The organism is Dyella koreensis, assembly GCF_044904565.1.
GTDB lineage: Bacteria > Pseudomonadota > Gammaproteobacteria > Xanthomonadales > Rhodanobacteraceae > Dyella_D > Dyella_D koreensis.
Map to the genome: position 1 here is coordinate 477946 of NZ_JADIKD010000009.1, position 12357 is coordinate 490302.

At 64.9% G+C, this 12357-nt stretch carries 9 protein-coding genes; 8 read left to right on the forward strand and 1 reads right to left on the reverse strand.

Annotated elements, in window-relative coordinates; translation table 11 throughout:
- Positions 1–11 precede the first annotated feature (11 nt).
- The 5 genes from ilvD (at position 12) to ilvA (ending at position 6662) form a co-directional block, all read left to right on the forward strand.
- The gene (gene ilvD / locus ISS97_RS09475) at positions 12–1718 is read left to right on the forward strand and encodes a dihydroxy-acid dehydratase (protein ID WP_379985064.1); all 1707 of its coding nucleotides are present in this window, start codon (positions 12–14) and stop codon (positions 1716–1718) included.
- Positions 1715–2731, forward strand: coding sequence for a ketol-acid reductoisomerase (gene ilvC, locus ISS97_RS09480; RefSeq protein ID WP_379985063.1), 1017 nt, complete (start codon positions 1715–1717; stop codon positions 2729–2731). Before ilvD ends, ilvC begins: the two co-directional genes overlap by 4 nt.
- 225 nt (positions 2732–2956) lie before the next feature.
- A complete protein-coding gene (ilvB, locus tag ISS97_RS09485) occupies positions 2957–4837 on the forward strand; it encodes a biosynthetic-type acetolactate synthase large subunit (RefSeq protein ID WP_379985061.1) in 1881 nt (626 codons plus the stop codon).
- 14 nt (positions 4838–4851) lie between these two features.
- Positions 4852–5100 (forward strand): acetolactate synthase small subunit, encoded by a 249-nt coding sequence (gene ilvN / locus ISS97_RS09490; RefSeq protein ID WP_379985060.1) that lies wholly within the window; start codon positions 4852–4854, stop codon positions 5098–5100.
- A complete protein-coding gene (gene ilvA / locus ISS97_RS09495) occupies positions 5097–6662 on the forward strand; it encodes a threonine ammonia-lyase, biosynthetic (RefSeq protein WP_379985059.1) in 1566 nt (521 codons plus the stop codon). Before ilvN ends, ilvA begins: the two co-directional genes overlap by 4 nt.
- Before the next feature lie 20 nt (positions 6663–6682).
- On the opposite strand, the gene ISS97_RS09500 is transcribed toward ilvA, so the two are convergent.
- Positions 6683–8071 (reverse strand): serine hydrolase domain-containing protein, encoded by a 1389-nt coding sequence (locus ISS97_RS09500; protein WP_379985058.1) that lies wholly within the window; start codon positions 8069–8071, stop codon positions 6683–6685.
- Positions 8072–8263: 192 nt separating this feature from the next.
- Between ISS97_RS09500 and ISS97_RS09505 the strand changes: the two genes are divergently transcribed.
- From ISS97_RS09505 to ISS97_RS09515, 3 genes are all read left to right on the forward strand, one after another.
- The gene (locus ISS97_RS09505; RefSeq protein ID WP_379985057.1) at positions 8264–8632 is read left to right on the forward strand and encodes a nuclear transport factor 2 family protein; all 369 of its coding nucleotides are present in this window, start codon (positions 8264–8266) and stop codon (positions 8630–8632) included.
- An 80-nt stretch (positions 8633–8712) separates the two neighbouring features.
- Complete coding sequence (locus tag ISS97_RS09510) at positions 8713–9522, forward strand: helix-turn-helix domain-containing protein (RefSeq protein ID WP_379985055.1); 810 nt, start codon at positions 8713–8715, stop codon at positions 9520–9522.
- Between the two features lie 244 nt (positions 9523–9766).
- The gene (locus tag ISS97_RS09515; protein WP_379985054.1) at positions 9767–12298 is read left to right on the forward strand and encodes a TonB-dependent receptor plug domain-containing protein; all 2532 of its coding nucleotides are present in this window, start codon (positions 9767–9769) and stop codon (positions 12296–12298) included.
- Positions 12299–12357 lie beyond the last annotated feature (59 nt).

Consider the following 12357-nt stretch of genomic DNA (forward strand, 5'->3'; position numbering starts at 1 on the left):
CGAGACTTTTCATGCGCAGTGATCTCATCAAGACCGGCGCCGACCGTGCGCCCGCGCGCGCGATGCTGCGCGCCACCGGGCTGGACGACGACGCCATCGGCAAACCGCTGGTGGCCGTGGTGCACACCTGGTCCAACGTCAGCCCGTGCAACCTCAACCTGCGCGAACTGGCCGAACACGTGGCCGAAGGCATCCGCGCCGCGGGCGGCACGCCGATCGAGTTCAACACCATCGCCGTCACCGACGGCATCGCCATGGGCACGCCGGGCATGCGCGCCTCGCTGATCAGCCGCGAGGTGATCACCGATTCAATCGAACTCGCCGTGGATGGCCATTGCCTCGACGCGATGGTGGTGCTGTGTGGCTGCGACAAAACGATTCCTGCCGCCGCGATGGCGATGGCGCGCCTGGATATTCCCGCTGTCGCGCTCTACGGCGGCACCATCGCGCACGGCACGCACGACAACCATCCGATCACCATCCAGCAGGTGTTCGAAGCGGTCGGTGCGCACGGCGCGGGCAAGATCGACGATGCCGAACTCGCTTCGGTGGAACGCGACGCCTGCCCCGGCGCCGGCGCCTGCGGTGGCCAGTTCACCGCCAACACCATGGCGATGGTGCTGACCACGCTGGGCCTGTCGCCAATGGGCTTCAACGACATTCCGGCCACGCATCCGGCCAAGGCCGCCGCTGCTCGCCGCTGCGGCGAGCTGGTGATGGATTGCCTGCGCGAGCAGCGCACGCCGCGCGCCCTGATCAACCGCACCTCGCTGCGCAATGCCGCCCGCATGGTCGCCTCCACGGCCGGCTCCACCAATGCGGTGCTGCATCTGCTGGCCATCGCGCGCGAAGCCGGCGCGCCGTGGACGCTGGAGGATTTCGAACCCGCATCGAAGCACACGCCGGTGATCGCCGACCTGCTTCCGGGCGGCCGCTACACCGCGGTCGAGATGTTCGGCGCTGGTGGCAGCGCGCGCGTGGCGCAGGAACTGATCGCCGCCGACATGCTCGACGACGCACCCACCGTCACCGGCCGCAGCCTGTTCGAAGAAGCGGCCGCTGCGCCACGTGCGGAACAACAGGATGTCGTGCATCCGGTTAGCCAGCCGCTGAAGCCGCGCGGCGGTTACTCGATTCTGTACGGCAACCTCGCGCCGGAAGGCTGCATCCTGAAGCTCGCCGGCAAGGGCGCCAGTCATTTCGAAGGCACCGCACGCGTGTTCGAAAGCGAAGAGCAGGCTTTCGCCGCCGTGCAGTCGGGCGGCATCGCCAAGGGCGACGTGATCGTCATCCGCAACGAAGGTCCGGCCGGCGGCCCCGGCATGCGCGAGATGCTCGGCGTCACCGCCGCGCTGATCGGTCGTGGCTTGGGCGACGACGTCGCGCTGATCACTGACGGCCGCTTCTCCGGCGCCACGCACGGTTTCATGGTCGGCCACATCGCTCCGGAAGCGGCGCGCGGCGGTCCCATCGCCTTGCTGCATGACGGCGACCTCATCCGCATCGACGCGGGCCTGCGCGAGATCGAAACGGACGCCGACCTGATCGAGCGCCGCAAGCACTGGAAACCACCCGCACCCAAGGTCACTACCGGCGCGCTCGCCAAATACGCGCGCCTGGTCGGCTCCGCCTCCGACGGCGCCACCACGCATCCCGACACTGCTGTCTCTACACCCAAACACGTCCAAGTCACCGCTACCGAAGGAGTCACCGCATGAGCACCACTTCCAACAACACTCTGGCTCAGGCCCGCATCGCTGTACTGGGCTTTGGCAGCCAGGGCCGCGCCCACGCTCTCAACCTGCGCGACTCCGGCCTGGATGTCGTGGTCGGCCTGCGCAAGGGCGGCCCGTCGTGGGAGAAAGCTCGCGCCGAAGGCTTCAACGTGGCCGAGCCGGCCGAAGCGGTGCGCGGCGCCGACCTGGTCGCCGTGCTCACGCCCGACATGGTGCAGCCGGCGCTGTATCACGAGTCGATCGAACCCAACATCAAGCCGGGTGCCGCGTTGCTGTTTGCGCATGGCTTCAATGTGCATTTCAAGCAGATCGAGCCGCGCGCCGACATCGACGTGATCCTGGTCGCGCCGAAGGGCCCGGGCGCGCTGGTGCGCCGCGAGTATGAAATCGGCCGCGGCGTGCCGTGCATCTGGGCGGTGCATCAGGACGTCAGCGGCCACGCCGAAGCCAAGGCCAAGGCGTATGCCGACGGCATCGGCGGCGGTCGCGCGCTGCTGATCAAGACCGACTTCAAGGAGGAGACCGAGACCGATCTGTTCGGCGAACAGGCCGTGCTGTGCGGTGGCGCCAGCTCGCTGGTGCAAGCCGGTTTCGAGACGCTGGTGGAAGCGGGTTACCAGCCGGAAATCGCCTATTACGAAGTGCTGCACGAACTGAAGCTGATCGTGGACCTGTTCTACGAAGGCGGCATCGCCCGCATGCTGGAGTTCGTCTCCGAGACCGCGCAGTACGGCGACTACGTGAGCGGCCCGCGTGTGATCGACGCCGGCACCAAGGAGCGCATGAAGGCCGTGCTCACCGATATCCAGGACGGCACCTTCGCGCGCAACTGGATCGCCGAGCACAAGGCCGGTCTGCCGAACTACAAGCGCTTCAAGCAGGCGGATCTTGAGCATCCGATCGAGCAGGTCGGCGCGAAGCTGCGTGCGCGCATGCCGTGGTTGCAGGCGGGCGCCGCGAAGCCGGCTGCAGAGCCGTTGAAGAAGGTGGGGTGAAGCTCGCGAGCCTTGCGGTGTTATCGCAAGGGCTTACCCCCTCCCAGCCTCCCCCTGTCCCACGGGACTAGCTTCGCGTCGCAAGCAGGGGGGAGGAGCTTAAAGCTTGCGACACCGTGCTCCCTCCCCTGCATGCAGGGGAGGGTTTGGGGAGGGGTAAAGCCCTTGCGACAACCCATCCCTCTCTCACCGCACGAAACGACTAATCAAAGGACCCGCTCCACCATGAATGCGCTTCTGCCGGACATCATCGACGCCGCCACGGAAAGCGACGCCACCCACCCCCTCAACGCGCTGCGCATGAGCGGTGCCGAGGTGGTGGTGCAGGTGCTTGCCGATGAAGGCGTCGACGTACTGTTCGGCTATTCGGGCGGCGCCATCCTGCCGGTGTACGACGCGGTGTTCCGCTACAACGCCACGCACCTCGCGCCGAACGGCGGCGAGCCGATGCCACTGATCGTGCCGGCCAACGAGCAGGGCGCAGGTTTCATGGCGGCGGGTTATGCGCGCGCATCGGGCAAGGTCGGCGTCGCCATCGTCACCTCCGGCCCAGGCGCCACCAACATGGTGACGCCGGTACGCGATTCGATGGCCGACTCCATTCCGATGGTGGTGATCTGCGGCCAGGTGCCCACCACGGCGATCGGCAGCGATGCATTCCAGGAAGCGCCGATCAGCAACATCATGAGCGCCTGCGCCAAGCATGTGTTCCTGGTCACCGATGCCGAAAAGCTGGAAGACACCTTACGCACCGCATTCGAAATCGCGCGCAGCGGTCGTCCCGGTCCGGTGGTGGTTGATATTCCCAAGGATGTGCAGAACACGCCGCTGGAATTCCGCGGCGAAGGCCTGCTGCCGATGCCGGGCTACCGTGCGCGTCTGCAAAAACTGGAACAGGCCACGTTGGCCGAAGGCGATTGCGCAGCGTTCTTCGAAGCCCTGGCGCAATCACGCCGGCCGTTGATCTACGCGGGCGGCGGCGTGATCGCTTCCGGTGCGGCGGATCAGCTGCGCGCCTTCGTCGCCGATTTTGGCTTGCCAGTCACCACGACGCTGATGGGCTTGGGCGCCTACGACACCACCGAGCCCCTGGCGCTGCACATGCTGGGCATGCACGGCACGGCGTATGCCAACTATGCCGTTGAAGATTGCGATTTCATGTTCGCACTCGGCGCGCGCTTCGACGACCGCGTCGCAGGTGTGCCGGACAAGTTTGCGCCCGGAGCCAAATTCATCGCACAGGTCGACATCGATCCGGCCGAGATCGGCAAGGTGAAGGCGGTGAATTGGCACCATACCGGCGACCTCACGCGCACGCTCGAGCAGTTGCGCCACTGGGGCGAGCGCCATGGCTTTCGTCAAAAGCTGGCGCAGCAGTACACGGCATGGCACCAGCACATCGCAGCACTCAAGCGCACGCATGCCTTGGATTACGACCGCACCAGTTCGCTGATCCAGCCCTATGCAGTGATCCAGGAGATCAACCGCCACACCCAGGGCCGCGCCATCATCAGCACCGGCGTGGGTCAGCATCAGATGTGGGCAGCGCAGTATTTCGATTTCCGCGAGCCACGCCATTGGTTGAGCTCCGGCTCGATGGGCACGATGGGCTTCGGCCTGCCGGCGGCGATCGGCGCGCAGTTCGCACGCCGTGACGCGGTGGTGATCGACATCGACGGCGATGCCAGCATCCGCATGAACCTGGGCGAGCTGGAAACCGTCACCACTTACGGCCTGCCGGTAAAGGTGGTCGTGCTCAACAACATCGGCGACGGCATGGTGCGGCAGTGGCAGAAGCTGTTCTTCCGCGGCCGCTTCGCTTCCTCCGACAAGAGCCTGCACCGGAAAGACTTCATCAAGGCCGCGCAGGCCGACGGTTTCGAGTGGGCCGAGCGGCTCGAGCGCAACGAAGACCTGGCACACACCATTGCCGCCTTCCTCGCACACCCTGGCCCCGCCTTCCTTGAAGTGATGATCGATCCCGACGCGGGCGTGTATCCCATGGTGGGTCCCGGCGCGACCTACGCACAGATGATCACGGGCGACCACATCGCTTCACGGCAAGCGCCGGCGAAGACGGGCGACACCGCGAGCGACATGTTTTGACACCCGAGACCGCCATGAAACACACGCTTTCCATTCTTCTGCAGAACGAAGCCGGCGCGCTGGTCCGGGTCGCGGGCCTGTTCTCGGCCCGCGGCTACAACATCGATTCGCTGACCGTCGCGGCGACGGAAGATCCGGCAGTCTCGCAGCTTACGCTGGTGATGCATGGTGCCGATGCCTCCGTCGACCAGCTCATCAAGCAGACCCGCAAACTGGTCGATGTGATCGAGGTGAACCATCCGGCTGCGGACGAGATGCGGTGAGCGCTGTAGTCACCAGCCGGCCGGAGAGTGCCGACAACGCGGACCACGACCTTCTGCGCCGCACACTGGGCGCACGCGTCTATGACGTAGCGCGCGAATCGCCGCTGGAACCCGCGCCGTTGCTGTCCGCCCGCCTGGGCCAACAGGTACTGCTCAAGCGCGAAGACCAGCAGCCGGTGTTCTCATTCAAGCTGCGCGGCGCCTACAACAAGATGGTGAGTCTCGATGCGGCCCAGCGTGCGCGTGGCGTGATCGCCGCATCCGCCGGCAATCATGCGCAGGGCGTGGCGCTGGCGGCCGCGAAACTCGGCATGCGCGCCGTCATCGTGATGCCGGTGACCGCGCCACAAGTGAAGATCGACGCCGTGCGACGCCTCGGTGGTGCCTGGGTCGAGGTGGTGCTCGCCGGCGACTCCTACAGTGACGCCCAGGCAGAAGCCGCGCGCTTGCAGGCGGAGCATGGCTACAGCTTCGTGCATCCGTTCGACGATCCGGACGTGATCGCCGGCCAGGCCACGGTAGGCATGGAAATCCTGCGCCAGCATCCGGGCCCGCTGCACGCGATCTTCGTGCCGGTCGGCGGCGGCGGCCTGCTTGCGGGTGTCGCCGCCTATGTCAAAGCCTTGCGGCCGGAGATCAAGGTCATCGGCGTACAGACCGTCGATTCGGACGCGATGGCACGCTCGCTGGAAACCGGCACGCGTGTCACGCTGGACGAGGTCGGCCTGTTCGCCGACGGCACGGCAGTCAAGCAAGTTGGCACGGAGACCTTCGCGCTATGCCAGCGTCATGTGGACGCGATGCTGCGTGTTGACACCGATGCGATCTGCGCCGCGATCCGCGATGTGTTCCAGGACACCCGCAGCGTCCCCGAACCTTCCGGCGCACTGGCCCTCGCCGGCCTCAAGCAGTACGCAGCCGAACATGGCCTGCGCGACGAAACGCTCGTGGCCATCGTCTCCGGCGCCAACATGAATTTCGACCGCCTGCGCTTCGTCGCCGAGCGCGCGGAAGTGGGCGAGCAGCGCGAAGCCGTGTTCGCCGTCACCATCCCGGAAGAACGCGGCAGCTTCCTGCGCTTCTGCACCGCACTCGGCCAACGTGCCATCACCGAATTCAACTACCGCATCGGCGATGCCGCGCAAGCGCATATCTTCGTCGGCATCCAGATCCGCAGCCGCGACGAACGCGAAGCGCTGACCGCCGCGTTTCACGCGCAAGGCTTCGGCGTGCTCGATCTCACCGACGACGAACTGGCCAAGCTGCACCTGCGCCACATGATTGGCGGCCGCTCGCCGCTGGCGCATGACGAACTGCTCTATCGCTTCGAATTCCCCGAGCGCCCCGGCGCCCTCACCCGCTTCCTCGGCCACATGCACCCGGACTGGAACATCAGCCTGTTCCACTACCGCAACCACGGCGCCGACTACGGCCGCATCCTGGTCGGCATCCAGGTGCCCTCCGACGAACGCGCGATGTTCCAATCCTTCCTGCGCACGCTGGGTTATCCGCATTGGGACGAGAGCGAGAGTCCCGCCTATCGCTTGCTGCTCGGCGCGTAACCGCTACGGCAACGCTGCGACTACGACCCCGCCATGCGCGGCATCGCCTTGGGCGGATCGTCACCGCCTTCAAAGTAATCCAGCCGAACGATCTTGCCCGAAGCATCGCGTACCGGCTGAAAATAGCTGAGCTCGTCGGGGATGAAATACAGCCGCTGATCGGCGGTCACCTGCAGACGGATGGGCGTCCGCTCGCCGCGTTGGAAGTAGAGTGCGTGCTCTTTGACAGATAGTGTGAAAAGGGTCGTCTCGTTGTCCTGATACTTGCCCGCCAGCGCCTGCAATGTCTCCTCCGGCGAAACCACGGCGACGACATCGGGGTACGGCTTGCCCAGCGCGATGGCGGCAAGACGGCGGCTCATGGTGCGCGCGTCGAAGTCATCGTCGTTGGCGAGAACCACCACGGTGAGGTCTTCTTTCGGCAGATAGCCCACGGCCGACGCGAAGCCATCGATCTGACCCGTGTGGCCGACCATGGCGCTGCCCCTTACGCGCCACAGATACATGCCCAGGCCATAGCGACGAGCCGGTGATGCGCCGGGCAAATCGGATGTCATCGCGATCATGCTCTGAAAACCGTCACGACCGATGGCGCGGCCACTGGCCAGCGCACGCATCCAGAGTCGCAGATCGTCCAGGGTGGATACCAGCGCGCCCGCCGCGGCCGGCACGCTGGCGCTGATGAACGCGGCATGGTTGACCTGGCGCCCGGGATTGTCGGTGGTATAGCCGTGCACCCTCCCGGCAATGAGCGCAGCGGTGTCGCCATAACGGGTGTGTTGCAGGCCGAGCGGATCGAGCAGCTGCTTTTGCAGCGTGGCGTACCAGGCTTCGCCCGTCACCTTCTCGATGACAGCGCCAAGCACTATGTAGCCGGCATTGGAGTAAGCCCAGCGTGTGCCGGACGGAAAGTCGGGCTGGCGTTTGCCGATCTCGGCGAGATGGCTGGCAGTATTCACCTCGCGTCGGAATACACCGGGCTGGGGCATGACGCTCTTATCGGAGATGCCCGCCGTGTGATTCAACAACTGCCGCAAGGTGATCTGCGCCGCTCCGGGAATGGCGGGAAAGTACTTCGCCAACGGATCGTCGAGCGACAGCTTGCCTTGTCCGGCAAGTTTCACGACGGTCGCCGCCGTGAACATCTTGGTGACGGAAGCAATCCGGAACACCTGGTCCGGCGAAAGCGGAACGCCGAGTTCAATGTCGGCACGTCCTCGCGCCCCGCGGAACAGCACGATGTCGCCTCTTGCGACCAGTATCGCCACGCCCGGGCCATCCGGCATCGCCGCCTGTTCCAGTACGGCCTCTACCTGGCGGGAAATAGCTGCATCCGACGGTGACGCGGCCACCGCGCCTCCCAGCGGAAACGTGGCAGCGAACAGAACCACAAGGAACCGCCAACGCATACCTGGCCTCCGGGTTCCCGACAGGTCGTCGAGTTCACGACGCAGCCTAGCTGGCCCGCATCGGGACATGCAGTCCCACCAGTCATGGGCGCGCGCGATGCAGGCCGGCATCTCATTACCTCCGAGGTAATCGCCTGGCTGCGCCTGGTCGCGCACTCTGGTCGCACACAACGACCACCAAGGAGAACCGCCATGACTCACGCTCATCAACTCGTTGACCGTTACATCCAGAGCTGGAACGAGACCGATCCGCTGCGTCGCCGCGTACTGATCGAAGACATCTACGCCGAACAGGCCGGCTATACCGATCCGATGATCCAGGCCAAAGGTTGGGAAGCCATCGACGCCACCATCGCCGCGGTGCAGGGCATGTTCCCCGGCCATGTGTTTAAGCTGGGTGGCCAGGTGGATGCGCATCACGACACGCTGCGCTTCCACTGGCATCTCACCGCGCCGGGCGCAGACGAGCCGCTGGTGATCGGCTTCGATGTCGCGGCGCTGGACAACGGCCGCATCCGCCAGGTGTATGGCTTTCTGGACAAGGTGCCGATGGCGGCCTGAGTGTCCAGGATGAAACGACCTGCTCCTCCCCCTGCTCGCAGGGGGAGGAGCAACACTTCGCCAATCGCTAAGATCACTCAATGAACGCAGCGCTCCCACACTCCCACCGTCCCGTTGGCGACCTGCTCCGCGAATGGCGGCGGCATCGCCGCCTCAGCCAGCTCGAACTCGCCGCCGAGGCGGAGATCTCCACACGGCACCTGAGCTTCGTGGAATCCGGGCGCTCACAACCGAGCCGCGACATGATTCTGCATCTCGCCGAATATCTCGATGTACCTCTTCGCGAGCGCAATGCCCTGCTGGTTGCCGCCGGCTTCGCACCCGCGTTTCGCGAGCGCCCCATGGACGATCCCGCGCTGAACGCAGCGCGCCGCATGATCGATCTATTGTTGAAGGGATTTGAGCCCTATCCCGCGCTGGCGATCGATAGACACTGGAACCTGGTCACCTGCAATCAGGCCACCCTGCGCCTGATGGCCGGCATTCCCGAAGCGTTGCTGACGCCGCCCATCAATGTGCTGCGACTCAGCCTGCATCCTGCCGGCCTCGCACCGCGCATCCGCAACCTGGCACAGTGGCGCGCGCATCTGCTCGATCGTCTGCGGCGGCAGATCGACGCCAGCCACGACCCACAGCTCATCGAGCTTTTGCGCGAACTGCGTGCGCTGAGTCCGCCGGCACTCGATGAAGCCGATGCTATCGAAGGTCCCGGCACGGATATCGCCGTGCCCATGTTGCTGGAAGTCGGCGGCAGCGTGCTGTCGATGATCAGCACCACCACCGTGTTCGGCACACCGGTGGATATCACCCTCGCCGAACTCGCGCTGGAATCCTTTGTGCCGGCGGACGAAGCCACAGCACAAAAATTGCGCGAGATGGCGCAGAGCTAGCGCGCATACCTCTGTTCGACACGAAAGCACGACAGGCTGAAGCAAGTTTTTCGTAACAACGTTGCTGCAGATAACGCGATGTTCTTGTGAACGCCGTGCTCATTTGATGAACGCGTTCGCGCTTTTCCGATATTCGTGTTGACATGACTTTCCCTGCGGCGCAGCTTCCAGCGCGGGAGGCGGACGTTGCGAAATTTGCAGCGTCCCGGGTCGTCGTTTTTGTACGGCTGGACGGGAGAAGCTCATGTCATGTCGGTTTGTGTCGCGTCCGCGAGGACGCGTGTTGGCTCGTGCGTGCCGCTGGGGGGCGGCCACCCTGGGTTTGTCGATGACCCTTACCGTCTGGGCGCAGGACACCGCGCCATCCGATCAACAGAAGGCAAAGACGCTCGAAGGCGTGCAGGTGGTCGGTTCGCGCGCCAAAGACCGCACGGCGGCGGAGACGCCGGCACCGGTCGACGTGATTGGACGGGAGCAGCTGGAAAGCGCCGGTGTAGTCGAAGTGGGCCAGGCGCTGCAGATGCTCGAGCCCAGCTTCAATTTCTCGCGCACCTTTGTCAGCGACGGCACCGACACCATCCGCCCGGCGACCTTGCGCGGATTGGGACCCGACCAGGTGCTGGTGCTGGTCAACGGCAAGCGCCGGCATCAGCAGGCGCTGGTCAATGTGCAGCAGACCATCGGCCGCGGCTCCGCGGGTACCGACATCAACGCGATCCCGATTTCGGCGATCGAACGCATTGAAGTACTGCGCGATGGCGCCGCCGCGCAGTACGGCTCGGACGCGATCTCTGGCGTGATCAATATCGTGCTGAAGAAGCAGGTGGGCGACACCAATGTCTCGCTGACCGGCGGCAAGACTTACAAGGGCGACGGTTTCACGCGGCAAGGCGGCATCAACACCGGCCTGCGTCTCGGCCACGACGGCTATCTCGATCTGACGGCGGAGTACCGGCATCGCGATCCCACCAATCGCGCCGGCCCCGACATGCTGCGCGTCAATCCGCCGCGCGTTACCCAGAGGCTCGGCGACTCCGATACCAAGGACGCATACTTTTGGCTCAACGGCGGCCTACCGATCGCGCGCGGTGAACTGTACTGGTTCGGCGGTATCTCGCAGCGCAAGGGCGACTCGTTCGGCTTCTTCCGCTCGGCCGGCGACAACCGCACGATTCCCGCGCTGTATCCGAATGGCTTCCTGCCGAACATTTCCACCAACGTCAAAGATGCTTCGCTGGCGGTCGGTTATCGCGGGCCGCTGGGCGACAAGTGGGACTACGACATCTCGCTGATCCACGGCCGCAGCCAGTTCGGTTTCAACGAGCACCAGTCCGCCAACGTGAGCTGGTGGTATGAGCCGCGCGACCCGGCCAATCCGGCGGCCGGTATCTATGGTTCCTCGCCAACCTCGGCGAACACCGGCACCCTGCGCCTCAACGAAACCACCTTCAACGTCGACGTGCGTGGCCCGATCGACTGGGGCGTGGGCCATGATGCGCTGAACTTCGCCACCGGCGTCGAATGGCGCCGAGACAATTACCAGATCCTGCCAGGCGACCCGGTGTCCTACGCCTACGGTCGCACCAATAACCGAAACATTCCGATCGTCGGCCAGACGGGCGATATCGCACAGCCCGGCATCCAGGGTTTCCCGGGCTTCTCGCCCACCGAGGCAGTCAACATGGGGCGCCACAACTACGCCTTGTATGTCGACGCCGAATCGCAGATGACCCAGCGCCTGCTGCTGGGCGCGGCGGTGCGCTACGAGCACTACTCCGACTTCGGTGGCACCACCACCGGCAAACTGTCGGCGCGCTTCGACGCCAGCGACGAATTCGCCGTGCGTGGCACACTCGCTACGGGCTTCCGCGCACCGGGTGTGCAGCAGTTGTTCTACAGCCAGCGCTCCACCAATCTCGACCCCAGCGGCAAGCTCACCGATACGCTGACCGCCCGACAGGACAGCGCGGTAACCCGCGCCTTCGGCATTCAGCCGCTGAAACAGGAAACCTCACAAAGCGGTACCGCGGGCATCGTCTACAAACCGGGCAATGATTTCACCTTGACCGTCGACGTGTTCCGCATCGACATCAGGAACCGCATCATCTTCTCCAGCAACATCGTGCCGGAGAGTGTGGGTACCGACGGCAATCCGTGCGCTGCGAACAACGCCAACTGTCCGATCCGCGCGATCCTGGCGCCGTTCGGCGTGGGTCAGGTGCTGTTCTTCACCAACGCAATCAACACCAAGACGCAGGGTGTCGATGTAGTGGCCGAGAAGGGCTTCCGCTTCGCCGACAGTTCCACGCTCGATCTCACCGCGCTGCTCAACTACAACAAGACCAAGGTCACCAAGCGCAAGTCGCAGTCCGCGATTCTGCCGCCGGACAAACTGTTCGACGACACCCAGGTGACCCTGATCGAACAAGGCCAGCCCCGCGTGCATGACGTGCTGCAGGGCATTTATCGCACCGGCCCATGGGACTTCACCCTGCGCGGCAACTACTTCGGCCCGGTCACCGGACAGGGCTTCACACCGGGGATCAAGCAGACCTGGAGCGGCAAATGGCTAGCGGACGTGGCCGTGGGTTACCGCTTCTCCAACAACGTGAAGCTGACGGTGGGAGCGGACAACGTGTTCGATACCTATCCGGACAAGTGGGATCCGAAGACCGGCGCTCCCTTTCCGCAATTGGGTTTCACCTATGGCTGGGAGACCCTGCCGTTCGGTGTGAACGGCGGCTATTACTACGCGCGGCTCGACTTCAAGTTCTAGCGGCGACCGCCGGCGCGCTGGAGTTCGGCGCGCCGGCGGAGAAGCTGTCCGCTACGAGG